Source organism: Paractinoplanes deccanensis, from assembly GCF_016862115.1.
Classification (GTDB): domain Bacteria; phylum Actinomycetota; class Actinomycetes; order Mycobacteriales; family Micromonosporaceae; genus Actinoplanes; species Actinoplanes deccanensis.
The window spans coordinates 63,927-89,362 of the sequence record NZ_BOMI01000063.1; the positions used below are offsets into that span (position 1 = coordinate 63,927).

General features: G+C 73.7%; 20 protein-coding genes. 5 read left to right on the forward strand and 15 right to left on the reverse strand.

Annotation, left to right across the window (positions count from 1 at the left end):
* The first annotated feature begins 31 nt into the window (after positions 1-31).
* From Ade02nite_RS16380 to Ade02nite_RS16390, 3 genes are read left to right on the forward strand one after another with little or no spacing between them, the layout of a single operon-like run.
* Positions 32-1,471 carry a hypothetical protein gene (locus tag Ade02nite_RS16380; protein WP_203763257.1) on the forward strand — a complete coding sequence of 480 codons (1,440 nt, stop codon included), beginning with the start codon at positions 32-34 and terminating at the stop codon, positions 1,469-1,471.
* Positions 1,468-2,691, forward strand: coding sequence for a hypothetical protein (locus Ade02nite_RS16385; RefSeq protein WP_203763260.1), 1,224 nt, complete (start codon positions 1,468-1,470; stop codon positions 2,689-2,691). Before Ade02nite_RS16380 ends, Ade02nite_RS16385 begins: the two co-directional genes overlap by 4 nt.
* Positions 2,688-5,078 carry a GTPase-associated protein 1-related protein gene (locus Ade02nite_RS16390; protein ID WP_203763262.1) on the forward strand — a complete coding sequence of 797 codons (2,391 nt, stop codon included), beginning with the start codon at positions 2,688-2,690 and terminating at the stop codon, positions 5,076-5,078. Before Ade02nite_RS16385 ends, Ade02nite_RS16390 begins: the two co-directional genes overlap by 4 nt.
* On the opposite strand, the gene Ade02nite_RS16395 is transcribed toward Ade02nite_RS16390, so the two are convergent.
* The 5 genes from Ade02nite_RS16395 to Ade02nite_RS16415 form a co-directional block, all read right to left on the reverse strand.
* Entirely contained in the window at positions 5,075-8,941 is a 3,867-nt protein-coding gene (locus Ade02nite_RS16395; RefSeq protein WP_203763264.1) for an SAV_2336 N-terminal domain-related protein, read from the reverse strand. The genes Ade02nite_RS16390 and Ade02nite_RS16395 overlap by 4 nt on opposite strands.
* A 10-nt stretch (positions 8,942-8,951) precedes the next feature.
* The gene (locus Ade02nite_RS16400) at positions 8,952-9,944 is read right to left on the reverse strand and encodes an AAA family ATPase (protein ID WP_203763266.1); all 993 of its coding nucleotides are present in this window, start codon (positions 9,942-9,944) and stop codon (positions 8,952-8,954) included.
* A 30-nt stretch (positions 9,945-9,974) separates the two neighbouring features.
* Positions 9,975-11,693, reverse strand: a complete 1,719-nt coding sequence (locus Ade02nite_RS16405) for a VMAP-C domain-containing protein (RefSeq protein ID WP_203763268.1) — start codon at positions 11,691-11,693, stop codon at positions 9,975-9,977.
* Positions 11,690-12,073 (reverse strand): CU044_2847 family protein, encoded by a 384-nt coding sequence (locus Ade02nite_RS16410; RefSeq protein ID WP_203763270.1) that lies wholly within the window; start codon positions 12,071-12,073, stop codon positions 11,690-11,692. Before Ade02nite_RS16410 ends, Ade02nite_RS16405 begins: the two co-directional genes overlap by 4 nt.
* Positions 12,074-12,330: 257 nt before the next feature.
* Positions 12,331-13,773 carry an MFS transporter gene (locus tag Ade02nite_RS16415; RefSeq protein ID WP_203763272.1) on the reverse strand — a complete coding sequence of 481 codons (1,443 nt, stop codon included), beginning with the start codon at positions 13,771-13,773 and terminating at the stop codon, positions 12,331-12,333.
* A gap of 138 nt (positions 13,774-13,911) precedes the next feature.
* Here Ade02nite_RS16415 and Ade02nite_RS16420 point away from each other — a divergent pair, with 138 nt between their 5' ends.
* Positions 13,912-14,532: a TetR/AcrR family transcriptional regulator gene (locus Ade02nite_RS16420; RefSeq protein WP_239168804.1), complete on the forward strand. Its 621-nt coding sequence runs from the start codon at positions 13,912-13,914 to the stop codon at positions 14,530-14,532.
* Here the strand turns inward: Ade02nite_RS16420 and Ade02nite_RS50290 are convergent.
* From Ade02nite_RS50290 to Ade02nite_RS16450, 6 genes are all read right to left on the reverse strand, one after another.
* A complete protein-coding gene (locus tag Ade02nite_RS50290; RefSeq protein WP_275409917.1) occupies positions 14,522-15,964 on the reverse strand; it encodes a HoxN/HupN/NixA family nickel/cobalt transporter in 1,443 nt (480 codons plus the stop codon). The genes Ade02nite_RS16420 and Ade02nite_RS50290 overlap by 11 nt on opposite strands.
* Positions 15,965-16,008: 44 nt before the next feature.
* A complete protein-coding gene (locus Ade02nite_RS16430; RefSeq protein ID WP_203763275.1) occupies positions 16,009-17,106 on the reverse strand; it encodes a DUF3500 domain-containing protein in 1,098 nt (365 codons plus the stop codon).
* 127 nt (positions 17,107-17,233) lie between these two features.
* On the reverse strand, positions 17,234-18,286 hold the full coding sequence (locus Ade02nite_RS16435) for an Ldh family oxidoreductase (RefSeq protein ID WP_203763278.1): 1,053 nt from the start codon (positions 18,284-18,286) through the stop codon (positions 17,234-17,236).
* Between the two features lie 15 nt (positions 18,287-18,301).
* Positions 18,302-19,966, reverse strand: coding sequence for a thiamine pyrophosphate-dependent enzyme (locus Ade02nite_RS16440; protein ID WP_203763281.1), 1,665 nt, complete (start codon positions 19,964-19,966; stop codon positions 18,302-18,304).
* Entirely contained in the window at positions 19,963-20,835 is an 873-nt protein-coding gene (locus Ade02nite_RS16445; RefSeq protein WP_203763284.1) for an amidohydrolase family protein, read from the reverse strand. Before Ade02nite_RS16445 ends, Ade02nite_RS16440 begins: the two co-directional genes overlap by 4 nt.
* 12 nt (positions 20,836-20,847) lie before the next feature.
* Complete coding sequence (locus Ade02nite_RS16450; RefSeq protein WP_239168805.1) at positions 20,848-22,296, reverse strand: aldehyde dehydrogenase family protein; 1,449 nt, start codon at positions 22,294-22,296, stop codon at positions 20,848-20,850.
* A gap of 115 nt (positions 22,297-22,411) precedes the next feature.
* Here Ade02nite_RS16450 and Ade02nite_RS16455 point away from each other — a divergent pair, with 115 nt between their 5' ends.
* Positions 22,412-22,702: a putative quinol monooxygenase gene (locus Ade02nite_RS16455; RefSeq protein WP_203763287.1), complete on the forward strand. Its 291-nt coding sequence runs from the start codon at positions 22,412-22,414 to the stop codon at positions 22,700-22,702.
* Positions 22,703-22,820: 118 nt separating this feature from the next.
* Here Ade02nite_RS16455 and Ade02nite_RS16460 read toward each other — a convergent pair whose 3' ends face one another.
* Genes Ade02nite_RS16460 through Ade02nite_RS16475 form a run of 4 tightly spaced genes read right to left on the reverse strand, consistent with a single transcriptional unit; the run spans position 22,821 to position 25,433 of the window.
* Positions 22,821-23,840 (reverse strand): hypothetical protein, encoded by a 1,020-nt coding sequence (locus Ade02nite_RS16460; protein ID WP_203763290.1) that lies wholly within the window; start codon positions 23,838-23,840, stop codon positions 22,821-22,823.
* Complete coding sequence (locus tag Ade02nite_RS16465; RefSeq protein ID WP_203763293.1) at positions 23,840-24,283, reverse strand: GlcG/HbpS family heme-binding protein; 444 nt, start codon at positions 24,281-24,283, stop codon at positions 23,840-23,842. Before Ade02nite_RS16465 ends, Ade02nite_RS16460 begins: the two co-directional genes overlap by 1 nt.
* Complete coding sequence (locus Ade02nite_RS16470) at positions 24,280-25,047, reverse strand: alpha/beta fold hydrolase (protein WP_203763296.1); 768 nt, start codon at positions 25,045-25,047, stop codon at positions 24,280-24,282. The genes Ade02nite_RS16465 and Ade02nite_RS16470 overlap by 4 nt, the downstream gene beginning before the upstream one ends.
* Positions 25,044-25,433, reverse strand: a complete 390-nt coding sequence (locus Ade02nite_RS16475) for a VOC family protein (RefSeq protein ID WP_203763299.1) — start codon at positions 25,431-25,433, stop codon at positions 25,044-25,046. Before Ade02nite_RS16475 ends, Ade02nite_RS16470 begins: the two co-directional genes overlap by 4 nt.
* Between the last annotated feature and the right edge of the window lie 3 nt (positions 25,434-25,436).

Below are 25,436 nucleotides of genomic sequence, written 5' to 3' on the forward strand. Positions count from 1 at the left end.
CTCCTCCCCCTTGTCGGTTGAGAGGTCGCCGTTGTTCGATGCCGCCCGCTACGACCGTGAGGTCCTGCGGCCGCTGCGGGGCACCCACGGTCACCTGCCGCCGGGAGACCTCCTCGCCCGGTACGCGGTCGATCCCGGCATGGACGCGGCCGCCCTCGCCCGCCACCTCGCCGAGATCCGCGCGTGGTGGCGCGAGCGTGCCCGCGCGCCCGATTTCCGCGCCCAGGTCTGCAAGCTGCTGATCCAGGCCGACGAGGAGCTGCTGCGCACCGTCGGCGACGCGATGGACGACCCGGCGTGGTGGCGCGAGCAGGCCCACCTCTCCCCCACCGCGGAGGAGCCCGCCGCTCACGCGGCACCCGTCGCCGAGGAGGGCCCGGTGGCCCCGCCGGACTGGCGGGCGGACGTCCGCGCCCAGTTCTGGAGCGCCCTGGCCCTGCTCGACCGCGTGTCGTCTCCGCACAGCGCGGTGCCGGCGGACACCGCGCCGGACGCCGCCACGACCAGCGCAGCCACGACCGGCGCAGCCACGGCCGGCGCAGCCACGCCCGGCGACGACGAGCGAGTGACCCACGATCGAGAGCTCAGGGTGCGCGCGATCGGTGCCACCGGCGACCGCGCCCGCGTCGAGCTGACCTGGCCCGCCGGGGACGCCCGCTGGAGGGTGCTCTGCTCACCGCGCCCCACGCCGTTCGCCGACGGCGACGTGGTCACCCGCGAGCGCGCCGAGCAGTGGGGCACCGAACTGCCCGGCGAGCCGGTCGAGCGGGGCGGCCTGGTCGTGCTCGAGGCCACCGTCGGCACGGGCTACCTGTGCTACCAGCCGTTCGAGAGCGGCCGCGACGGGGAGCGGGCCGGACGCCCCGTCGGGCTGATGATCGCCGAGCCGGTGCGGCAGCTGCGCGTGGACCGGGACGGCGACGGGGCGGTCGCCTCGTGGGTCTGGCCGGCCGGCGCCGTCACCGCCGAGGCGGAGTTCGCGGGCGCCCGCCTCACCGTCACCCAGGCCGAGTACACCGCCGCCAACGGGCTGCGCATCGCCGAGGCGCGCGCCGGCGGCGACCTCGTCGTGCGGGCGCACACCCCCGTCGGGGACGGCCTCGCGCACTCGCCGCCCGTCACCGTGACGCTCGCGCCCGCGCCGGCCGTCATCGCGTACGACCTCAGGAAAAGGCGCCGCCTGGCCGGAACCGACCTGATCGTGACGGTGACCGCCGACCGCGACTGCGCCGGGGTCGATCTCGACGTCGTGCTCGCCGTCGGCGAGTTCATGCCGCTCAGCCGCGACGACGGGCGGCTGGTGGCGCGCTGCCCGGGCCTGATGCTCACCGCCGCCGAGCCGCTGCGGCTCACCCTGCCGCTGCCCGACGTTCCCAAGAGGGACCGGCCCTACTGGATCCGCTGCTTCTTCGACGCGCCGTTCGACGTGGCCCCCGACGACCCGGACCCCGACCGGATGAGGACCCGATGAGTCCCAAGCTGCACTGCCCGTTCTGCTACGCCGCGATCAAACGGCGCTCGGAGCTGTGGTTCCAATGCCGGGGCAAGCCCACGCCGACCCGGCCCGCGTGCCGCCCCAAGATCGACGAGGCGCGCCGCAACCACACCGGCTTCGCGCTGCCGACGCTGCCGACCTTCGCGCCGATCGCGCAGCCCAACCAGCTGCTGCCGCCCCGCAAGACCGCGCGCTGCCCGAAGTGCCTGGGCGAGACCTCCGTACGGGCCTGCCCGCAGTGCCACACCCGGCTGCCCGTCGAGTTCGGGGTGGACGCGAGCCCCCTGGTCGCCATGGTCGGCGCCCGCGGCACCGGCAAGACCGTCTACCTGACCGTGCTGGCCCACGAGCTCCAGCGCGGCGAGCTCGCCGGCGAGTTCGCCGCCACCGTGCAGCCGATCGGCGATGGGGAGGACAACTACGCCCTGCCGGCGCGCTGGCTGGGCGACGACATCCACCAGCTCTACGACGCCAAGCGCCTGCTGCCGGTCACCGAGCAGGCCGTCGACGGCCGCCGTGAGCCGCTGGTCATGGAGTGGCGCGGCCGCAAGGCGGGCCTGCTCGGCCGCGACCGGCCGCGCACCAACTACCTGTCGTTCTACGACACCGCGGGCGAGGATCTGCACACCGACCGCGACGCCTTCCAGCTGCACTACCTGAGCGCCGCCACCTACCTGATCCTGCTGCTCGACCCGTTCCAGCTGCCCCGGGTGCGCGACCTGGTGCCGCTGCCGCCCGCGGCCGTCGTCCAGCGCTACGGCCGGGCCGAGCCGACCCGCGAGGTCCTCGGCCGCATCACCGAGGTGCTCAAGCACAGCAGCCACTGGAACGGGCGCCAGGTCACCATGCCGGTGGCCGTCGCCTTCGCCAAGATGGACGCCTTCTACGACTACCTGGGCGACAAGCATCCGCTGCGCCGCATCCGCCGCCGGCGCCACGGCTACGACGACGAGGCCGGCCGCCGCGTCCACGAGGAGATGGCGTCGCTGCTGCACGCCTGGGGCGGCGACGTCATCAACGACTACCTGCGCAGCTACTACCGCGACTACCGGTACTTCTTCGTCTCCGCGCTGGGTGCCGAGCCGGACTACGCCGAGGGCTCGGTCCACCCGACCGGCGTGCGGCCCGACCGGGTCGAGGAGCCGCTGCTCTGGCTCATGCACAAGGCGGGCCTGGTGCCCCGGGTGACCACGTGACGGGGCGCTTCGACACCTACATCTACACCAACTGCCGGGCCGGCGAGGGCCTCGAGTCGGTGCCGGGCTTCCAGTTCCAGGCCATGTCACCCGAGGCCAATCCGCACCCGATGGCGCTGGTCAGGAGCCGTCTGCTGTACGAGCCTCCGGGGCCCTGGATCCGCGAGCGCCGCCCGCTCGCCGACTACCCGCCGTCGTTCGCGCACGTGTACGACCGGTTCTACGCCACCGCCGCCGGGGTCTACCTCGGACGGGAGCCGACCGGCGGCCGCGAGGGCAACCAGCTCACCCACGCGATCGCGACCGCCGACGCCGACGCGTACGGCCTGGTGCGTCCCGCGCAGCTGTTCGGGGCGCCGTTCTGGACGACGGTGCCCGCGCCCGCGAAGCAGTGCCCGCCCCTGGAGCCCGGGTGGCAGCCCGGGCCGTTCGGCGTGCCGGACGCTCAGGAGTTCGTCCGCTCGCGCGACGGCGCCGCCCTGCTCACCGCGCTCCTGTCGCACCTGCGCCGCGGCGACCGCGACCCGCGCCGCGTGCTGTTCGTCTCGCGCGAGGCCGAGCCGGTGCTGCGCTGGATCACCGCGGCGACCCTGCTGCTGCCGCACCGCGAGGCGCTGCGGGTCGACTTCAAGGTCTTCACCCCCAACCCGGCGTACGCCGACCATCGCATCCTGGCCGTGCACCCGGACTGGTCCGGCGGTGCGGCGAGCCTCGACAACGACCAGGGCTTCGTCGTGTTCGACCTGGAGCGGCACGACTGGACCGCGCCGGCCGACGACCCGGACAGCCGCCGGTGGGTGGACCTGTTCCTGGCGGAGGACCCGTACGACATCACCGACGCCGTCGAGGTGGCTGCCGAGGCCACCGCCGGCAGCGCCGAGCTGGCTCCCGCCCAGACCTCCTTCGCGCTCGCCGTCGTGCTGGGCCGCCCGCCCGAGCCGGAGGCGATCCGGCCCATCGTGAGCTGGCTGCTGGCCGCGCCGGCCGACCTGATCGACCGGTACGGCGCCGACGTGGTGGACCGCCTGCTCGCCGAGTCGCGGCGCTGGCCCGCCGACGACCTGATCCGGCTGGACGCCGCCGTCGCCCGCAACGCCCCCGGCCAGGCCGCCGCGGTCCGGCTCGCCCTGCTGCGCGCGGAGATCCGCGAGGCGGCGCAGTCGGATGCCGTGCGGACGGAGCGTCTGCACCCGGTGGCCGCCGAGCACGGCGGCACCGACGTGCTCGCCGACGCCATGCGCCACGCCGAGCCGGAGGTGTTCGAGCGGCTGCTGCGCCTCGCCGCCCGGTTCCGCCTCTCCCCCGCGCACGGCTCGCTCGCGCCCGGCCTGGACCGGTTCATCGCGTACTGGGCGGCGAGCCCGCAGCGGGACTACCGCTCGGAGCTGTGGGCCGACGGCGCCGCGGTCGAGGCGAGGCTGCGCCAGCTGCTGCTGCGGCGCCTCAGCGGCGAGCAGGCGGACGCGGACCGGCTCGGCGACACGTGGTGGGGGTCGCTGCTCACCCAGCCCGCCGACCTGGACACCGAGCTCGACCGCGCGATCGTCAGCGCGGCCATGCTCGGCCTCGACGACGAGCAGCGCGCCGACTTCGTCGAGGCCATGCTGCTGGAGGCGAAGGGCCGCCCCGACCCGGGCCCGGCGCTGGCGAGGCTGGCCGCCGTGCTGTGGCGGCGCACGTCGCCGACCCCGTCGGAGGCCCGGCGCCTGGTCAGCCTGATGCCCAAGGACGCCACCCTCGGGCCCGAGCTGTTCCCGGTGCTCCAGGACGAGTTGCTCGATCCCAAGGTGGACAACGACCACTTCCGGGCGGCGTACGCGCTGACCGAGGAGCGCCCGGTGTGGCAGCCCCCCGCGACGGTGCGGCGGCGGATCACCGACGAGCGCAACATCCGGTACGTGATGGTGCAGCTCGAGAAGGAGCGGGTCGACCCGGGGCGGCTCGCCTCCGTGATGCGCCGGGTGCCCGACCAGACCATCTGGGTGCACGGCAGCCGCCTGCTCGACGCGATGATCAAGGCACCGGTCGCGGCCGCCGCCCTCGCCGTCTTCGCCGAGGCGCCGGGCCTGCGCTGGGCGTACACCGAGCGGATCACCCGCGAGGTCATCTCGGAGACGTGGAGCCCGGCCCACATGGCCGCCGCCTTCGTGCTGCACCAGACGGCCGATCCGGAAGACCTCACCGCGACGTGGGCGGAACGGCAGGTGCTGGAGCGCCTCGGCAAGGCCCTCACCGACTTCCTGACCCGCACCTCGTCCTCGCGCCTCGACGCGGTCAGCAGGCAGATCGAGCTCCTCGACGAGCCCTGGCCGGCCAACTGGGTCAAGTACCTGCGCTCGATCCGCCCCCGAGGCGCGATCGGCCGCATCGTCCGCCGCGAGACCTAGCTCTCGCTCATCAGGCGGGCCCGCAGGGCCGAGCGGGCGGCGTCCTCGGTGTGGCCGAGGCGCTCCTGCAGGGCGGCGAGGCTGCGATAGCCGGAGATCAGGTCGCGGCGCAGGGCCGTGTCGACCGGGTCGGCCGCGTGCAGCTGGTCGCGCAGCACGCACGCCTCGGTGAGCAGGGCTAGCGCCTCCTCCGGGCGGCCGGCCGCCGCGGTGACCTCGGCCTGGGCGGCCAGCGCGCCGGCCAGCGAGCGGTCGCGCCCGCCCAGGCGGCGGCCGAGCGTGACGACCTCGGCGAAGGCCGCGATGGCCTCGTCGTGGCGTTCCAGGTCGGCCAGGACCGCGCCGCGGCCGAGCTGGGCGGTGGCCAGGCCGGCCGGATCGAGGTCGCGGTAGATCTCCGCCGCCCGGTCGAGGCGGGACAGGGCCGACGCGTGGGAGCGGTATTCGGCGAGATCCATGCCGTGGGCGGCGCTGGCGAAGGCGTAGCGGGCGCGATGCCGGTCCGGGTCCTCGGCCGCCAGCCGCTCGTAGAGGTCGACCGCCTCGCCGCCGGCCAGCACGGCTTGGTCGCGCTGCCGCCGGGCGCGGGCGACGGCGGCCTCGACGAGCAGCGCGTCGGCCAGGCCGGCGGTGTGCCGTGGGTCGGTGGCGGCGAGCCGGCGACAGCGGGTGGTGGCCTCGCGGGCGGCGTCCGCCGCCTCGGCGAGCCTGCCGAGTTGCGCCAGGATGCGGGCGTGCTGTGCCTGGGCGTACGCGTCCTGCTCGGCGTACGCGTCGCCGAGCCGCCGGTAGATGCCGGCCGCCTCGGTGATCGCCGCGTTGCCCTGCACCGGGCGGCCCGCGCGGTCCAGCCGGAGCGCGTACGTGGTGAGCGCCCGGGCGAGCGCGGCGGCGTCGCCGGTCAGCCGGCGGCGCAGGTCGATCTCCCACTCGACGGTCCGCAGCGCCTCGTCGTCCTGGCCGTCGCGTTCGGCGATCAGGCCCATCTCGTGCGCGGCGTCGGCGAGCGCCGGCCGGTGCGGCGCGCTCGCGTTGGCCAGCCGCTGGTAGGCGCCGGCCAGCGTGCGGGCGCGTTCGGCCGGCTGGCCGCGGAAGATCACGCCCGCTTCCGGGACGCCGTCGATGACCGCACGCAGGACTGCCACGGAGGTTTGTTCGTCGGCGAGGGTGGCGCGCACCTGGTCGAGCAGCGGGTCGGTGAGACCGCCGCCCCGGCGGGCCTCGGCGAGCAGCGACGCGCACCGCTCGGGCCGCTCGACGGCGGCCGCCCACAGCGGCGCGGCCAGCGACGGGCGGGCGAGCGCGGCCCGCACGAGCAGCGGCATCGCGTTGCCGGCCTGCGAGTCGGAGACAGCCGGCAGCAGACCGATCAGCGTGGCGTCGCGCGCCAGCGCGGGGGTGACGAGCCAGCGCCGGACCGGGCCGGGCAGCAGGCGCCAGTAGCCGTCCACGCCGCCGGGATAGAGCCGGTGGAGCCAGTCGGCGGTCCGCCGCGCCTCCTCGGGCGAGCCGGCTCGGCCGACGAGGCGGGTCAGCCCGCGTGCCTCGTCGGCCGAGGACGCGCCGTAGAGCTGCGCGGCGGCGAGATAGGCGTCCAGCCGGCCGGGCTCGGTGAAGGAGATCTCGGCGCGGACGGCGGAGCGCTCCGCCAGCCGCCGTTCCCGGCCGGGCAGCGCTTCGAGGGTGGCGGCGGGGAGCCCGCCGATGTGGTGCAGGGCCGCGATCGAGAGGGCCAGCGGGGTGTCGTCGTGCTCGCCGGGGCCGGGAGCCGAGGGCGGCCGGCTGCCCGGCCACATCAGGTGGCTGAAGTCCTCGACCGCCCGCTGGTGGAAGGCGAGCCGGACGGCCGGGTCGGCCCACGCCTCGAGATGGACCAGGGGCGTCAGGCCGTCGCGGGGCGCCGACCGGCACAGGAGCAGGACCCGCGAACCGCCGCCGGCTTCCTCCGCGGCCGCGAGGTCGCCGTCCCAGTCGTCGACCACGATCAGCGGGCGGTCGCCGCCGGGCGCCGGGGGCACGCCGTTCACGGTGACCGGCCGGCCGCGCTCGCGCAGCGTCCGGGCGAGTTCGAGGGCGAGCCGGGTCTTGCCGGTGCCGGCCGCGCCGGTGACCAGCGCCGTGCCGGGGCCCGTTCCCTCGGCCCAGTCGAGCAGGGTGCCGAGCTCCGCGTCCCGGTGGGTGAAGCGGACGGCGGCGGTCTCCGGGTCCAGCGGCCGGGTGCGGTCGGCAACCCCGGCCCGGCGGGCGGGCGGTGGTTCCGGGGTGTCGTCCGCCGGGGGGCCGGTCTCCGGCGGGGGCGGCGGTTCCGCGTACCGCTGCAACCTCGCCCGGGCCAGCTCCAGCCGCCGCCGGGCCAGCGGCGTCACCGCGAAGGGCGCCTCGCGCTCGCCGATCGCCCCGCCGCCCTCGCCCGGGGTGCGCACCGGGAAACGAGTGCGGGTGCCGGCCATCTGCCGGTTGACCGAGGCCGACACCTCCTCGAGCAGCTCGGCGGCGTGGACCGTCTCGCTGATCGACAGGGTCGACAGCAGCACGTCGGGCACCCGATCGACGAAGCTGTACCAGCCCCGCTTGCCGTCCTCGACCCGCAGCAGGCCGCTCAGCAGCACCTCCGCGAGGTGGGCGGGATAGGCGGGCTTGAACATCGCGTAGTGCACGTGGCGGATGACGTCGATCTGCGGGTCGCCGACCGCCACGTAGCGGGCCAGGCGGAACGCCTCGTCGGACGCGGCCGCCCGGAACAGGCGCACCCGCTGCTCGGCGCTGAGCGCGGGCACGGGCGCCGCCGGCAGCGGCTCGGCCGGCTCGCCGCTCACCACGGTCACCGCGGCGGTGATCGCCGGGCCGCCCGCGACCAGGCCGGTCCAGCGGCGCAGCCAGCCCGGATCGACCTCCAGCACCGGCACGAGCGTCCCCTCGGGACGGTCACGGCCACCGAAGGCGGTGAACCTCAGCGTGCTGTTCGGCGCGCAGGCGCGCGGCGCGACGAGGGCACCGGCGATGGTCCGGGCCGCGGTGCGCGCCCACAGCCGCTCCGGCAGCGGCTGGAGGATCGCGACCGGGCCGTGATGGCCCCACTCGTGCAGCACGCGCGCCGCGCCGCCCGAGCGCCAGACCGGGCCGACGCAGTCGCTGATCACGAAGATGACGCGGCGGTTGCCCGGGTCGACGAGCCGGCCGGGCGGCAGCGGGCGGCCCGTCCAGTCGGTCACCACGGCGGCGCCGGACTCGTCGGTGCCGTCCAGGCGGTAGCGGGCGACCTGGCGGAACGCGCCCGACTCGCGCAGCACGCCGACGATGTCGGCGGCGAGATCCTGCCAGATCGCCATCGAGTCGCCCCGGTCGACCACCACGGCCGCGTCGAGCCACAGCCGGCCGGCCGGCCGCAGCACGGCGGGCCACGGATGGCCGGCGGGCATGTCGGCGGCGCGGCGCGCGGTCTCCTCCTCGTCGAGCGTGCCGAGTCCGGGGGCCGGCACGCGGCGCAGCAGCGGGCGCAGCGCGCGCTGGAACGCCAGCCGCTCGGCCAGCGCGATCGGCTTGGGCACCTCGACCGTGCGGGCCCGCCGCACCTGCCCCACCGGGCGGGCCGGCCGGGGCGGCCGGGGCGCGAAGAGCTCGACGGCCTCCGGCGCCGGGGCCGGCGGCGCCGGGTCGGGCGGGCGGACCGGGAGCGTCTCGACCGCGGGCACCGGCGTCGGCCGCGGCGAGGGGCGGTGCCGGCCCGGCGCCTCCTGGGCCGCGCGCGGCGCCCGGCCGGCGCCGGTCATCTGGGCGGCCAGCCACAGCGACTCGGCGAGCTCCCGGGCGGTCGGCTCCACCCCGGCCCGCTGGAGCGCCTTGACGATGGCGTCGAGACTCATCCGGGCCCGCTCACTCCGGCACCAGCGACGCCATCACGGCGGCGGCGAGCTCGTGCCGGGCCCGGTCGCTGTCGAGCGCGGCGGCGTGCACCAGGTAGATCGCGTTGAGCAGCTGGTCGGTGGCGAGCTTGTCGGCGCCGCGCCCCGCCAGGAACTGGGCGATCTCCTGCTCGCTGCCGGGCGCCATGCCCGGCAGGTGCGCCTCGACGATCTCCCGCAGCTTGTCCGCGTCCGGCGTCGGGATCGTGATCTGTACGCAGCGGCGCAGGAACGCGGGCGGGAACTCGCGCTCGTTGTTGCTGGTCATCACGACGATCGGGAACCGGCTGCAGCGCACCCGCCCGTTACGGACCACGACCCGCCGGGTGCCGTCGATGGTGCCGACCTCCGCCTCGGCGTTGCGCTCGGGGTGGCGCAGCAGCTCGGGGATCTCGAACTCGCCGTCCTCGAAGATGGTGAGCAGGTCGTTCGGCAGGTCGAGGTCGGCCTTGTCCACCTCGTCGATGAGCAGCACTCGGGGCCGACCGCGGGGCAGCAGCGCGGTGCCGAGCGGGCCGAGCCGGATGTACTGGCCGAGGTCCTCGTCCCAGTCGGCCTCGCCGCCCTCGTGCCGGCTGGCCGCGTAGAGGCGGGCGAGCGGGTCGTACTGGTAGAGGCCGTCGCGCAGGGTCACCCGGCTGGTCACGTTCCAGCGCAGCACCCGGCCGAGGCCGAGCTCGTGCGCGATCGCGGTGGCCAGGGTGGACTTGCCGGTGCCGGGCGCCCCGGTGACGAGCAGCGGGCGCCGCAGATAGAGGGCGGCGTTGACCAGCCGCACGGTCTCGGGGTCGGGGCGGTAGCGCAGGCCGGCGCGCTTCTCCTTCTCGCGCGTCTCGGGCACGAACGGCGGCTCGTCGGCCGGGTCGGGGTCGAATCCGCGCCAGGGTGGCGGGTCCGGCAGCGCGCTGATCCGGTCGTGCGGCACGCCGGTGCCCCGGTAGACGTACCAAGCGTCGTCAGCCACGTTCCCCGCCTCTCACCCTGCTCTGTCCGGTCAGCTCGCGAACCCGAGGGGCATCGGGCGCCGGCGCGCGTCGTCGCGCAGCAGCACCAGCCCGCTGCCGCAATGGGCGGAATCGTCGTCGATCTCGGAGTCGATGCGCAGATCGCGGACCCGCCGGGCGACATCGTCGATCGTCACATCGGCCAGCTGCTCGGTCAGATCGCGCACGAAACGAAGGCTCACGCACGGCGTGTCGCCCTCGTGCGCGCCGGGCGGGCACGGATGACGCCGCCAGAGCAGCACCGGCGGCCCCGCGCCGACCGCGGCGCTCACCTGCGCCGGCTGGGCCCACTCACCGGCGAGGCCGACCGCGAACGGGCCGCCGCCCTTGCGCAGCCAGGCCTTGAAGACGTTCGGCTTGCTCGGCGGGAGACTGCTGCAGTCGCGCCAGCGCAGCACCTCGGCAAGGCGCATCCCGCCGTCGCGCAGCGCCTCGGCCCGGCGGGCCAGCACGCCCGAATTGTCGTCGTGGAACCAGTCGAGGTCGCGGACCACAACCGGCGTGGAGACGCCCAGTGCCGTGTCGTCGTCACGAAGGTTCGTCCACTCGTCGACCGGCTCGGACAGCAGCATGCGCGGCAGGACGAACTCGACCGTCACCTCGCCGACGTCCGGGGGGATCCGGTCGAACGCCTCGGCCAGGGCGAGCTCCACCCGCTCCTGCCACTGGTCGCGGGCCAGGCCAGGCACGTCGGAGACCGGCTCCTCGAGGAAGCCGTCCGGCTCGGTCACCGTCCACACCTTCAGCCGGTAGGCCTCGGCGCCCACGCCGGCGGTGGGCTCCAGGCACACGACGATCCCGCCGTCGCGGGGCTCGTCGCGGCGTGCCGAGGAAAGGGTCTCACTCCTGCCGAAGTGCTCGAAGGCCCAGCCGAGCGCCTCGTCGCTCTCCAGATGCGCCAGCAGACCGACCAGATGGTAGCGGGTCTCGCGGTCGTCGACGGCGTAGGTGTCCACCACGAGCGCCTCGACGATCGCCAGGAGCGTGGTGAGATCGTCGCGGACTCCCGGGACCTTGCCGCGCAACCAGGTGAGCAGTTGGCGGAGCCGTTCCGGGGAGAAGCGGACCGACTCCAGCGCCGCGCGCAGCTCGCGGTAGGCGGGCGGATCGAGCAGGCCGAGCCGGATGTGGTCGCCGAGGGCCGGGCAGTGCGCGGCGAGGCCGCCGACGGGCACCATCAGCCCGATCCGCTCGTCGCCGGTCGCCGCCTTGCGGACCATGCCGACGACCTGCTGCGACGCGCGGTGCACGACGGCCGCGCCGCTGAAGCCCTCCTGGAGCCGCACGCCGACCGCGTCGCTCGCCTTGAGCTGGATGTCGGCGCCGACGAAGTGGTGCGGCTCGGCGGCGTAGTCGGTGTAGACGCCGTTCTCCCGGTGCTGGTCGGGGAAGCCGAAGATGTCCAGCGGGTGACCGGCATAGATCTCCAGGCAGGCATACGGCGCGAGCGGTGCCGGCAGGACACCGACCGGCGAGCTCAGCTCGACCACGGCGACGTCCGCCTCCTCGGCGCCGGGCGTCCACCACGGCCCCCGCCGCAGCACGACACCCTTGCCCGACGTGCCGTCGCGCAGCGTCACCTGGGCTTCCTCGTGCCCGCGCACGACGTGGGCGCAGGTCACCACGTGGCGGTCGCTGACCAGGAAGCCGGTGCCCCGCCGGATGGTGCCCGGAAGATCGATGCGCGCCTGCCAGAACGCCTCGGTCAAGCCCGAGGCTCCTCGTCGTCGTCGCCGTAGTCGAGGCCCGGGCGGCCCACCGGCTGGCCCCGGCCGGTCCAGCCCATGCGCACCACGATGTGCCCCTCGGCCGCCGTCTTGGCGAAGACCGCGGCGCCGGCCTCGGCCTTGAACTTGACGCCGAACTCCAGCTCGACCGAGTCGGGCCCGTCGTCGCCGCCGCTGCGGAACTCGTCGAGGGCCTTGAGCGCTATGCCGCGCACCCCGGCCAGCGCCTGCTCCAGCGTCTCCTTCGCCTTGAACACGGCCCCGTCGAAGGCCACCTCACCGAACCCGGAGTCGGGTTTGTCGATCTCGATCAGCACGGCGCTGCCGTCGTCGGCCTGCACACGCATGAGCTCAGTCGGCACGTTCGTCCCTCCCGGACGGTCTCGGGTGGATTGAGCATCCACTGTCCCATCGTCCGGCACTATCGGCTTTCCGTCCGGTGCTGAAACCGCCCGGGAGGTCCCGCGCTACTCGGGAGGGTGGCGTCCGCAGTCGCCGAGCGCTTGAGGATCACGACTTACTCGGGAAGGGCGGCATCCGCAGTCGCCGAACGCTTGAGGATCACGACTTACTCGGGAAGGGCGGCATCCGCGGTCGCCGAACGCTTGCGGATCACGACCTACTCGCGGAGGGCGGCATCCGCGGTCGCCGAGTGCTTCGGGATGACGACGGCGAGCAGGGCGGCCACGACGGCCGCGCCGGCACAGATGACGAAGAGCAGCCGGTAGGCGCCGAGCGACGGGAGGGCGTGCCCGCCCAGGTCCAGGGTCTTGGCGGCCAGGATCGCGCCGCCGATGGCGCTGGCCAGCGAGCTGCCGACGCTGCGGAAGAGGGCGTTCAGGCCGTTCGCCGCGGCCAGCTCGGCGCGCGGGGTGGCATGCATGATCAGGCCGGGCATGGCGGCGTACGCGATGCCCGTGCCCGCGCCCGCGACGGTGGCGCCGAGGATGACCTCCCCCAGGCTGCCGGTCAGCCAGATGCGGCTCGCGAAGCCGGCCGCGATGATGAGCGAGCCCACGATCAGGGCGGTACGGGGCGCGAGCTTGGCCGAGAACGGCGACAGCACCAGCATCGCCAGGCCGCCGGGCAGCATGCAGAGGCCGCCGACCAGGATCGACTTGCCGAAGCCGTAGCCGGTGGCCTCGGGCGCCTGCACGTAGGTCGCCGTGCCGATCAGGGTGGCGAACAGGGCGAAGCCCACGAACAGCGACGCGATGTTGGTCAGCAGCAGCGCGGGGCGGGCGGTGGTGCGCACGTCGACCAGCGGCGACGTGATCCGCAATTCGATGAGGACGAACGCGACCAGCAGCACCGCGGCCGCCGCGAGCAGGCCGAGCGTCAGCGGGGACGTCCAGCCCCACGACTCGCCCTGGGCGAGCGGGAGCAGCAGCGCGAGCATGGCGGCGCCGAGCAGGACGGTGCCGGGGATGTCCATGCGGCCGGACGCGGCGGGCTTGGGCGAGGGCACGAGCAGCAGGATGCCGGGGATGGCGACGATGCCGCCGGCGACGCAGATCCAGAAGAGGACGTGGTAGTCGGCGTACTGCGCGATGACGCCGGCCAGCGGCAGGCCGAGTGCGCCGCCGACGCCGAGCATGGCGCTGATCAGGGCGATGCCGGCACCCGCGTGCTCCTTGGGCAGGATGACGCCGATCAGGCTGATGCTCAGCGGCACGGTGGCCACCGACAGGCCGACCACGGAGCGGCCGACGATCATCATGGGCAGGCTGTCGGAGAGCGCGCAGATCAGCGAGCCCACCACCAGCGACACCAGCGCGACGAGCACGAGCAGGCGCGTGCCGTAGAGGTCGCCGAGCCGGCCGAACGCGGGCACGGCCACCGCACCGACCAGCAGCGTCGACGTCAGCAGCCACGCGATGCCGTCCTGCGAGGCGTTCAGGTCGACCGCCAGCTCGCCCAGCACGGGCACGAGCAGCGACTGGGTCAGCGACACCATGAGCGCCCCGACCCCGATCACCAGCAGGACGACGATCTGCTTGCCTGACCACGCCCGGGACGCCGCCGGCGCCTCCGCGGGCGCGGCCGAGACGGCCTGTGCCATGGACGAACTCCATCGTTGCGAGAGAAGACAAATAAGTGGCAGAGTGTGCCACGAGGCAGAGACTGCCACGAGAATGTGGCGAACGTGGTGCCCGGCCGACACGGTGAGAGCGCGATCACAGCACGGCGGACATGGAAAATGGGCGCAGCAGCGGAGAGGAGCAGGCAGATCACCGGGTTGAGGGACCGCAAGCGCGAGCAGAACCGCGTCAAGACCGTCGAGGTGGCGTGGCGCCTGTTCATGGAGCGCGGCTACGACAACGTGACAGTCGCCGACATCTGCGCCGAGACCGAGATCGCCCCGCGCACGTTCCACCGCTACTTCGCCGCCAAGGAGGACGTGGTCACCGACCCGATCCGGCGGATGGCCGCGATCGTGACGGATCACCTGGCGGGCGCGCCGGCCGGGCTCTCGGCGACCGAGTTGATGAGCGCGGCGATGCGCGAGGTCGGCGCCTTCGTGGTCGCCCATCGCGCCTGGCTCGCGGCGCTGCGGCAGGTGGCCCGGCAGTCACACCAGCTGCGCGCGGCCCACGCCGGTGTGCCGCCCGAGCAGGAGCGCGAGATCGTCCGGACGCTCGCGTCCCGGTCGCCCGGCGCCGGGGAGGACGACTGGCGGCTGCGGGTCCTGGTGGTCAACGCGACCGGCGTCTTCCGGGTCTGGTACGACGACTACCTCGGCGCGCGACTCGACGATCCGCTCCCCCGCCTCGACGAGATGCTGGCGACTCTGGCGAACGGCGTGCCCGTCAGCGAATAACGGCCGCGAGGGCGCCGGCCTCGGCGAAGTGTGCGGCACCGCTGACGGTCATGACCAGGCCGAGCACGACGACGACCGCGGCGGAGACGAGAGGCAGGCGGGCCGCCAGCGAGGCCGGGCCGGGCTTTTTGATCGCGCGGGCGCCGCTGACCAGCACGAGGCCGAGCGCGACGAGGACGGCGGCGAGGCCGGCGCTGAACGCGGCGATCATGCCGAGGCCGAGGGCGGTCCGGTTCAGCCCGGCGGCGAGGATCAGGATGCCGAGGGCCTCCGGGCACGGCAGCAGGCCACCCGACACGCCCAGCGCGGCCAGCGCACCTCGGCCCGCACCCGGCCCACTGCGGCGACCGAGGAGGGGGCCGTGGTGATGGCCGTGCTGATGGCCGTGGTCGCCGTCGCCGTGGGGGTGGCCGTGGTCGCCGTCGCCGTGGGGGTGGCCGTGGGCGCCGTGGCCGTCGTCGCCGCGGCCGTGGGGGTGGCCGTGCTCGTGGGTGTGGGCGTGCTCGTGGATGTGGCCGTGCGCGCCAGCGCGGGCGTGGGTGTCGGCGTGGCGGGATGCGCGGTGTGACCAGCGGTGCCGCACCACCCGCAGGCCCAGGATCAGCACGATCAGGCCGGCGGCCAGCTCCAGGGACGGCACGAGCACGTCCGGCAGCACGTGGCGGCCCGCCAGCAGGACGGCGGCGCCCAGGACGACGACCGAGGCCGTGTGCGTGACCGTGATGACCAGGCCGAGGAACAGCGCCTGCCGCCGTGTGCCCTTGCTGCCCACCAGGTAGGCCGCGAGCATGGCCTTGCCGTGGCCGGGCGTCAGCGCGTGGAAGGCGCCCAGCAGCGCGCACACCGCGAGCAGCACCAGCAGCGCCCACGGCGACGCGAGCGGGCTGCGCAGGGCGGCGAAGGCGCGGTCCTTCAGGCCGGGCGCGGCCGGCGCCTCGACGGCGGTGGACACGGCCGGCGGAGCCAGGTCGACCGTGATGCTGCGCCCCGACTCGCCGTGGTGGATGTCGGACGGCGCGAGCGCGGCGCCCCGCGCCAGGGTGACGCTCATCTGCACCGAGGTCGGCTGACCGGGCCGGTAGCCGTCCCGGACGGTCACCTGGCGGCTCGCCGCCGGCAGGGGCGCGGTGCCGCGCACGCTGATCGTCCCGCCGCCGGCCGCCAGGAGGTCGTACGCGGGGTACGCCGCCGACGTGATCGTCAGCGGCTCGGCGCGCCCGTCCACCCGTACCGCCGAAGTGGCTCGGAGGGTCTCGGTGTGCGCGGCCGTCTCGCCGGCCGACAGCGCGCGGTCCCCGTCGGTGTCGACCGACCGCGCGAAGGCACCGGCCACCAGCGCGCCCGGCACGATGTCGATCTGCACCTCGAGGACTCCGGCGGCCGGTGTCACGTAGACCTGCTGGAGCACCTGGTCGAGCGGATGCGCCGCCACCGGCCCAGGTAGGAGCAGCAGGCCGGCCGCGAGCAGGGCCGGGCTCAGAGCGAGGCCCCGTAGTCGTTGTCCGGCTCCCGGTAGATCGAGTGGATGTGCGTGACGCCGCCGGCGTTCGCGCCCTGGCCCTGCTGGTGCGCGAACTCGATCGTGAAGCCGGGGCCCTGCACCCGGTAGTAGATCGGGTTGCCGATGGTCGTCGACCCGTACCAGCCGAAGGTGGTCTTGGCGAGGTTGGCCGAGGTCATCGCCGCGGTGAGCTTGGCCGACGACTCCGACGTCACCAGTGGCGTGATCCACTGCGACAGCAGGGCCTGGAGCAGCGTCTTCTGCTCACTGGTGAAGGTGGACGCCTGGACGCCCTCCTGGGCGAGTGTCTTGCCGTCCTGGCCCGCGCCCAGCACGATCTCGGTGACCGCCGTGTCGAGGACCGCGGCCTTCAGCTGCGTCGCGTCGAGCGAGTCGACCAGCGCGAACGCCGCCTTCGTCTCGCCGCTGAGCGGCTCGACCGTCTTGCTGCTCTCCGTGTACGAGGCCGGCTGCGCGCCCCAGAGCGTCGGCGCGAGGGTCATCTCGTCGCCCTTCATCGTCAGGTTGACGGCGAGGTGGTGCCCGCCGTACTGGACCGTCCAGATGTCGGTCGCCGACGGCGTGCCGAGGATGCGGATCCAGTAGTGGTCCGCCCCGAAGTCGAGGTTCATCGTGGCGGTGGAGGCGAGCACCCCGTCGGCGGTCGTGATGCCGGCGACCTGGTTGTAGCCGTCGGTGCTCAGGCCGGCCTTCAGGATCGCCAGGACGGCGGCCTGCTGCTCGCCGGAGAGCTTGTCCATGCGCAGCCCGGCGCGCTCGAAGAGCTGGTCGGGCAGGTTGGACCACTGCGCCAGGTTGGCGGTGGTGCGCTCGCCCTGCACGGTCGTCTTCTGCGTGTCGTCGAGCGTCGCCAGGAACGCGTTGGCCGCGCTCAGCACGGCCGCGGTCGCGCCGGTGGCCGAGCTCGTGGCCGTCGCGGAAGCGGAAGCCGAGGCGGTGGCGGTGCTCGACTCGCCCGCCTCGTCGTCGGAGTCCGAACCACATCCGGCGGGCAGCAGGAGGAGCGACACCGCACCGGCGTAGAGGAGCCGGCGCACATGAGAAGCGGGCATAGGCGGACCTTAAGCACGAATCGCCCGAGAGACCCCCTCAACCGGCCGGTCATCCGGCTTTCGGGTGGTTCCCGGGCGATTCGCGGCTCCGCGTGGGGCGGCTGCCGTCACTCCACGCGGAAGATCGTCAGGAGTGCGACGGTAGCGGCACGTCGAGCTCCTTCGCTGCCGTTTCCAGTTCGGACCACACCTTTGCGGCAACCGGGATGCCCTCGGCGGCCCGCGTCGCGGCCACCGCGGCGCTGTTCTCGCCCGGGTAGCGGATCTCCGCGTCCTCCGGGGCCGGCGTCAGGCCCTTCACCGCGTCGAGCGTCGCACCGACCGCCTCGGGGAACGCCGCGGCGTCGCCGAACGCGGCCGGGCTCAGCGCGACGATCAGGGCGTTCTGCCGGTGCCGGCGGCCGTCCGGGTCGTCGCCGTGGAACGACGACACGATCGGCGCGCCCACCAGCACGCTGGTCAGCAGCTCGAACACGAGCGACATGCCCGCGCCCTTCGCCCCGCCCAGCGGCAGCGGCATCGTCGCGAGCGCCGGATCCGTGGTCGGCGTGCCGTCCGCGGTCGCCGCCACGCCCTCCGGCAGCGCCCTCCCGGCGTTGCGGTATTGGGCGATCTTGCCGAGCGCGATGCCGGCGGTCGCCATGTCGAGCAGCGCCGGCGGCCGGTCCCCCGCCGCCGGCACGGCGATCGAGAGCGGGCTGGTGGCCACGGCCGCGCCGCGGACGCCGGGATAGCTCATGTTCGGCATGCCCGCGACGAAGGCGATGCCGACGAGGCCCCGTGCGGCGATCCGGGACGTGTAGTAGCCGATCGCGCCGGTGTGCACCGTGCGCCGCACGCCGACCGCGCCGATGCCGTTGGCGCCGGCCAGCGTCACCGCCCGGTCCGCCGCGGCGGTCAGCGCGACCGGGCCGGGCGCCCGGTCGGCGTCGAGCACCGCCACCGCCGCGGCCGCGGACGAGAACGCCATCGCGGGCGCCGGGTTCGCCTCGCCGGACGCGAGCAACTCGAGGTAGCGCGGCACCCGGGCGACGCCGTGCGAGTCGACGCCGCGCAGGGCGGCCCAGACCAGCACCTCGCTGATGGTCCGCGCGTGCGCGGGGTCCTTGACCGCGGCGGCGAGCAGCGCGGTGGTGAACGACCGCAGCTCCTCGGCGGGGACGACGACCTTGGGGGGCATGTGTCTCTCCCAGACTCAGCGCGAGACGCGCACGTTGACGATCGCGGTGGTGCCGCCGCGGACGGCCTTGAGCGCCCGGTCGAGGGCCGGCGCCAGCTCGTCGCGGGCCGAGACGTGCTCGCCGTGCATCCCGAACGGCTCGGCGAACGCGGACAGCTCGGGCTGCGCGCTCAGGTCGTTGCCGAGGAACTCCCCGGTCTCGACCGCCGCTCCCTTCGGATAGAACCGCAGGTGGTTGAGCTTCATCGACAGGTACTCGCGGTTGTTGAAGACCACGATCAGCAGCGGCAGGTTGTAGACCTTGGCCGCGTCCAGCGACGGGATCACCGGGTTGTAGAGAGACGAGCCGTCGCCGACGGTCAGCACGACGGTCTTGTCCGGCCCGGCGAGCTTCACGCCGAGCGCGACCGCGATCCCCTGCCCGAGTCCGCCCTGGACGTAGAAGTACGAGTCCGGCGCCGACCGCTGGAGGTGGCGCTGCACGACGCGGCTGTGCGTGATGGTCTCGTCCACCACGACCGAGTCGTCCCCCGCGATCAGCTCGCGCAGGGTGGCCGCGACCAGCACCGGGTCGATGCCCTCCGCGGCGACCGCCTTCTTTTCGGCCGCCCGCACCGCGGCCTGCTCGGCGTCGTGCGCCGCGACCGCCGCCGGGCGGGCCGAGGCGGGCGCCGGCCGGGCCAGCGCGAGCAGCGTCGCCGCCGTGCCGCCCTCCAGGTACTGATCGGCGTTGAGCACCTGATAGGCGATGTGCGGCCGCTGCGGCACCTCGTCGATCACCAGGATCCTGGCCTTGGCGGGCGTGCGCGACGGCGGGTAGAACGGCGCCCGGCAGTTGACCAGGATGATCAGGTCGGCGGTGTCCACCCAGGGCTCCAGGTCGCCGCCGGCGTGCAGGGGGTGGGCGCGGGGGAAGTTCGCGCAGACCGCCGAGGGCGGCTCGACGACCGGGATCCGCAGCTTCTCGGCGAAGGCGACCAGCGCCGCCATGCCGTCCGGCTCGCGGCCCACGGTCTCGGTCACGATCACCGGGTTCTCGGCCGCCGCGATGAGCTCCAGCGCCGCCAGCAGCTCGGGCTCCGGGCTGACCGTCGTTCCCCGTACGGCCACCGGCTTGAGCGCACGCGGCTCCCACGGCTCCAGCAGGACCTCGAGCGGCACGTTGAGATAGACCGGCCCGGCCGGTGCCCGGGAGGCGATCTCGGCGGCGCGGGTGACCATGGCCGGCAGCGTGTGGACGCTGGCCGCCTGGTTCGACCACTTGGTCCACGGCGCCGCGAACGTGTGCGGGCCGCCGACGACGGAGAGGTTGCGATACCACTGGCCGCCCGGGTCGGGGCCCGGGCCGTCGCCGTACGTGGTCGACTCCGAGGAGGCGACGACCATCGGCACCCCGGCGAGCAGGGCGCCGTGCACCGCGTTGGCGCCCTGGAGCAGGCCCGGCCCGGCGTGCAGCAGCACACCCTGGGCCCGGCGGGTGACCAGGCCGTAGCCGGTGGCCATGCCGACCGCGACGGTCTCGTGCGTCAGGTCCAGATAGGCCGGGCACGGCTCGCCGTCGCGGTGCCGGCGCGCGATCGACTCCCAGACCGGCGCCCACTCCGAGCCCGGCGACGAGAAGACGTAGTCGGCACCGGCGGCGAGGAAGGCCGCGAGGACCGCGTCGCCCCCGTCGGTCACGAGGCCACCTTGTCGTTGACGGGCCAGTCCAGCACCTCGCAGATGCCCCTGCCCATGATCCACTCCAGCTCCTCCGGCGTGAAGTCGAAGTGCTTGGTGAACTGCTCGATCGTCTCCACGTAGCTGAGGCCGTGACCCAGCAGGCGGGTGATGTCCGTGCCCCAGAAGCAGCGCTCCGGTCCCATCTTGTCGACCATCTCACGCACGTACTTCTCGATGTTGAGGTTCGGGAAGGGCTGCGTGGAGTAGCCCGGGATGGCCGACACCTTCACGTAGATGTTGGGGTGCTTGTGCAGGTCGGCGGTCTCGGCGACCCAGTAGCCGATCGCGTCGTCCACGCAGCGCGCCATGATGCCCATGTGATCGATGATGATCTTCAGCTGGGGGTGCCGGGCGGCGATCGCGCCGAGCTCGGCCTTCCAGATCGGGGCGTGCACCATGGTCGGGATGCCGAGCTCCTCGGCGATCGGCCAGTACCAGTCGTTGGTGCCGTCGATCATCCAGTTGCGGTCGATCGGCCGGTGGAAGGTCAGGCGCGTGCCCTTGATGTACGGGTTCTGCGCGAAGTCCTTCAGCATGGCCTTGCCCTCGTCGGGCCGGTTCTGCGGGATCCGCGCCATGATGCCGAACCGCTCCGGGTACGCCTCGCACGCCTCCAGCGCGTAGTCGATGCGGTCGCCCTCCCACGACGGCGGCAGGATCAGGGCCCGGTTGACGCCGGCCTCGTCCATCAGCGCGAGGCACTCCTCGTAGCTGAACGGGTCTTCCCGGTGCCCGTTGAGGCGGATCCGCTCGCGCGCGCCCGGAACCCACGGGCGGTCGGGCGTCTCTTCCTTCCAGATGTGCACCTGGGAGTCGACGACGAACATAGGGTGTTCCTCTCAGCCGAAGGTGATGGCTACGGTCTTGACGCGGGTGTAGAAGCGCAGGGCCTCGGCGCCCTGCTCCTTGAAGGCGGATCCGGAGCTGCGGAAGCCGCCGAACGGCTGGTGGACGTCCCAGCCGGAGGTGGTCGTGTTGACGGCGATCTGCCCGCACTCGACCTCGCCGGCGAAGCGGTGCGCGGCGTTCAGGCTCGTCGTGAAGACGGCGGCGGCCAGGCCGTAGCGGGAGTCGTTCACCTCGGCGATGGCCTGGTCGAGCCCGTCCACCACGCGCACCGCCACGACCGGCCCGAAGACCTCCTCGCGCCAGACGTCCATGTCCGGGCTCACGTCGGTGAGGATCGTCGGGTTGACGTAGCAGCCGTGCGCCAGCGCGCCCGCCGGGGCGTCGCCGCCCAGCTCGACCCGGGCGCCCTGCTTCACCGCGGTGGCGATGTCGTCGAGCACGCTGTCCCGGTGGCCGCGGCTGACCAGCGGCCCCACCGAGGTGCCCTCCTCCCGGCCGGGCCCGAGCCGCAGCGCGGCCACCCGCTCACGCAGCCGCGCGAGGAAGTCACCGGCGACGGCCCGCTCGACCAGCACCCGGCTGGTGGCGGTGCACCGCTGCCCCGCCTGGCCGAACGCGGCGGCGACCACTCCCGCGACGGCCTTGTCGAGCTGGGCGTCGGCGAGCACCACCGTGGCGTTCTTGCCGCCCAGCTCCCCCTGGAACCGCACGCCGCGCGCGGCGAGCCGGGCGCGGAGGTCGTCGCCGACCTCGTTGCTGCCGGTGAAGGTGACAGCGGCGAGGCGCGGATCGTCCAGCAGCGCGCCGGAGATCTCCGACGTGCGCCCGGTGACCACGTTGAGCACCCCCGCCGGCAGCCCGGCGTCGTGCAGCGCCCGAGCCAGACAGAGCGTCGACGCGGGCGTCTCGCCGGCCGGCTTGATCACCACGGCGTTGCCCGCGGCGAGCGCCGGCGCCAGCTTGCGCGAGGGCGTGATCAGCGGGTCGTTCCACGGCGTGATCGCCAGGACCACCCCGATCGGCTCCCGCTGGTAGGAGGTCCGCGTGTCCGGCCGGGCATCGTTGAGGAGCGCGCCGTACGGCTCCCGGCCGGCGCCCGCGTAGTACTCGAAGAAGTCGGCGCTCTTCTCCACCTCACCGCGCGCCTCGCCGAGGGTCTTGCCGTTCTCGGTGACCACGGCGAGAGCGATCTCGGCGGCTCGCACCCGCAGCAGCGAGGCGGCCTTCGCGAGGATCTTCGAGCGTTCCAGAGCGGGCGTACGCCGCCAGACCGCGAACCCGTCCGCCGCCGCCTCGTAGATCGCCGTCACGGCCGAGGCGGACAGCGCCGGCACCCGCACCACGGGCTCACGCACATCGACCGGGTCGAACACGTCCACCCACGCCCCGGCGCCGATCCACCGGCCCCCGGCCAGCGTCTCCATCGTTCGCACAGACATCACCGCTCCTCGGAATCTGAAAAAGACCCTAGGAACGGTTCCGGCCGCTAACCATCCGTCGCGAGGCATCCAATGCTTGCGCCCCGCGCACGACGCGGAGTGCTGAAATCCCTCCATGCCCTACGCCGTGATAGCGCACTACCGCTGCACACCACCGGACGTCGACCTGATCCGCGAGGCCCTTCTGGAGATGCGCTCCCACACCCGAGCCGAGCCCGCCAACCTGCTGTACGAGCTGCACACCGACGCGGACGACCCGGCAGCCTTCGTCATCTACGAGCAATACCGGGACCGCGCCGGATTCGAGGCACACGCGGCTTCCCCGCACTTCGCCGAATACATTCTCGGCGTCGTGCGCCCCCGTTTGACAGAACGCCACGTCCTCTTCGGCGACGTCCTGCCCTGACCACCACAACACGAAGGCGGAGACCGAAGCGGCCTCCGCCTTGCGTCTTGTCTCGCGCCCGGCGCCATCACTCGGGGCCTTCACACGGCCGGCGCCGTCAGCCGGCCCCGCCCCGCGATCAGAGCTCATTCCCCCAGCACATCCGAGCCACAGTCTCGACATGGATCAGCTTGCGCCTCTGGTCCTCGACGCCGATCGCCGACCCGCCGGCCACGTCCGAGAAGCCCGCACTGGGACTGACCGCGACGTCCTCCAGGTCCCGCACCTCGAAGGCCAGATCCATCCGCCTCATCACCGCGTCGATGTCCTCGAGCGCCGCCACGAACGGGTCGACGATTCCCAGGCACACGTCCTTCGACGCCGGCACTGCCTTCAGCAGGGCGAGCTCCGCCTCCGTGTGCTTGTCGTACGGCAGGATCCACCGGTCGACCGGCACCGAGCCGAAGAGCTGCTCCGCAGCCGCCTGTGACACCGACTCCGGCGCCACCACGGCGGGGCACAGCCCGATGCGGACGTCCGCCGGTTTGTCCTTGATCTCCACCGCGAGCGTGTCGACTGCGATGTGGTCGGCCAGCGACATGGCCGACCCGGTGGAGCCGCCCAGCGCGTTCGTGTAGGCCCACCCGTCGAGCTGGAGGTACCGGATTCCCTTGGCGATCAGCGCTTCGATCTCGTCGCGGATGATGGCGGCGATCGCCTCGCCGAGCTCGCGCGGGCTGCCGTACGGACCGGCGGGGTCGAACGTCTGGACCGCCAGCGTCGCCGCCGAGGGCAGGGTCGCTTTCGCCGGGATCTGCCGGGTGAGCGCGTCGACGGCGGCCGTGTCGTCCGCGACGAGCGAGCGCACCGCTTTGAGCGGGCCGCCGGCGACCCACCTGCTCTCCGTTCGGGTGAAGCCCTCGACCGCTGTCAGCACGGCGTCGGCCGATGACGAGCGCCGGAACTGCCCGTCCGTCACGACCGAGAGGCTGAGCTTGCGCTGGTCGCGGACGACCGCCGCGATCGCCTCGTCCTCGGCCGCGCGCAGCTGCGCGTCGGTGAGCGAACCCGACGCGTGGCGGCGGCGGGCTTCCAGCAGCTCCGGCGGGCGGACCAGGCTGCCGTGGTGGTCGATCCGGAATTTGTAGGTGTCGGCCATTACTTGCGCACTCCCGCCCACGCCGGGAACTCGAGCTGGTAGCCGAGCGCGCCGAGCACCTCGTCGCAGATCTGCTGGTCCTCGTCGCCGGTGCCGCCGGAGATGCCGAGGCCGCCGAGGATCTCGTCGTCGCGTTTGACGGTGACGCCGCCCTCGGTCGCCACGATGGGCTGGGCCGCGTGAGCCGACAGCGAGGCGAAGAAGCCGGGGTTGCTCTCGGCCCACGGCTTGAGCATCTTGGTGGGCCGTTCCATCACCGCGGCGCTGTAGGCCTTGGAGATGGCGATGTTCGGGGTGAGCGGCCGCGCGCCGTCGGCCCGGGTGACCACGAGCAGGAAGCCGCCCGCGTCGACCACGGCGACGCTGAGGGCCTTGCCCAGGGACGAGCCCGCCCTCAGGGCGGCGTCGACGATGGCGGAGGCGTCGGAGAGGGTCAGTTTCATGCGATGGCCTCGCGAATCGACGTGACGGCGGCGTTGAACAGGTCCGGCCGCTCCCAGTACATCGAGTGCGGCGCGCCGGGGACGAGCACGAGACGGGAGCCCTTGACGAGCTCGTGGGCCTTGCGGACGGTGGCGGCGCTGAGCACCGCGTCGTTCTCGCCGCCGAGGAACGTGATGTCGAGGCCGGAGGCGACGACCTCCTCGATCGTCGGCCCGCCGGTCGACAGGTTGCGCAGGTCGGCCATCTTGGCGACGTTGAACGTGCCCATCTGCTGGAAGAGGAACGTCTTCGCCGGCTCGTTCCGCTGGAACGCCTTGCTCAGCAGCCGGTCCAGCACGGGCAGCTTGACCGCCTCGGCCCGGTCGGCGGCGACCAGGTCGGCGAGGACCGGGTCGGCGATGCCGCCGAGCGAGTGGGCCAGGGCTACGCCGCTGACCCGGTCGGGGCGCGACAGGCCGGCGCGCAGGGCGGCGACGGCGCCGATCGACTGGCCGACGAGCAGCGCGCCGGTGATGTCCTCCTGGTCGAGCACGGCGAGGATGTCGCCCGGGAAGTCCTGGCCGTCGAACTCCGGCATGGACGAGTCGGACTTGCCGAAGCCGCGCAGGTCGACCGTGATGACGGTGTGCCGCGAGCGCAGCGCGGCCACCTGCTGCCACCAGGCCGCGTGGTGCCCGCCCGAGCCGTGGACGAGGACGATGGCCGGGCCCGCGCCGTGCCGCTCGTAGTAGATGGAGACGCCGTCGGAGGAGGCGATGCTCATCGGGGTGCACCTCCGCCGTTGGCGATGTTGGCGTGGTAGACCAGCTCGATCATCGTGTGGTCGGGGTCGTGGATGTAGCAGAACTTCGAGTTGTTCTCGGGCCGCTCGATCGGCCGGGTGTGCCGGATGCCGAGCTCGGCGAGGTGGGCCAGGAAGCCGTCCCAGTCCTCGACCTCGATGGCGAAGTGGTAGGGCGCCATCCGGTCCATCTCCTCGACCGGCGTGAAGTGCAGGTCGAAGTTGCCGCGGGTCATGAGCACCACCTTGGTGTTGCTCTTCGGCGTGATGGCCTTGAGCCCGAAGACCTTGGAGTACCACTGCTTGGTCCGCTCGGGGTCGGTGGTCGGGAAGTTCACGTGGTGGATGAAGCGCGGTCTTGTGGACACCGA

Coding starts and splice junctions, on each gene's coding strand:
- Ade02nite_RS16435 (WP_203763278.1), bottom strand. CDS start 18,286: ATGCCCCCCAAGGTCGTCGTCCCCGCCGAGGAGCTGCGGTCGTTCACC.
- Ade02nite_RS16385 (WP_203763260.1), top strand. CDS start 1,468: ATGAGTCCCAAGCTGCACTGCCCGTTCTGCTACGCCGCGATCAAACGG.
- Ade02nite_RS16455 (WP_203763287.1), top strand. CDS start 22,412: ATGCCCTACGCCGTGATAGCGCACTACCGCTGCACACCACCGGACGTC.
- Ade02nite_RS16420 (WP_239168804.1), top strand. CDS start 13,912: ATGGGCGCAGCAGCGGAGAGGAGCAGGCAGATCACCGGGTTGAGGGAC.
- Ade02nite_RS16450 (WP_239168805.1), bottom strand. CDS start 22,296: ATGTCTGTGCGAACGATGGAGACGCTGGCCGGGGGCCGGTGGATCGGC.
- Ade02nite_RS16395 (WP_203763264.1), bottom strand. CDS start 8,941: ATGAGTCTCGACGCCATCGTCAAGGCGCTCCAGCGGGCCGGGGTGGAG.
- Ade02nite_RS16430 (WP_203763275.1), bottom strand. CDS start 17,106: ATGCCCGCTTCTCATGTGCGCCGGCTCCTCTACGCCGGTGCGGTGTCG.
- Ade02nite_RS16465 (WP_203763293.1), bottom strand. CDS start 24,283: ATGAAACTGACCCTCTCCGACGCCTCCGCCATCGTCGACGCCGCCCTG.
- Ade02nite_RS16445 (WP_203763284.1), bottom strand. CDS start 20,835: ATGTTCGTCGTCGACTCCCAGGTGCACATCTGGAAGGAAGAGACGCCC.
- Ade02nite_RS16460 (WP_203763290.1), bottom strand. CDS start 23,840: ATGGCCGACACCTACAAATTCCGGATCGACCACCACGGCAGCCTGGTC.
- Ade02nite_RS16415 (WP_203763272.1), bottom strand. CDS start 13,773: ATGGCACAGGCCGTCTCGGCCGCGCCCGCGGAGGCGCCGGCGGCGTCC.
- Ade02nite_RS16470 (WP_203763296.1), bottom strand. CDS start 25,047: ATGAGCATCGCCTCCTCCGACGGCGTCTCCATCTACTACGAGCGGCAC.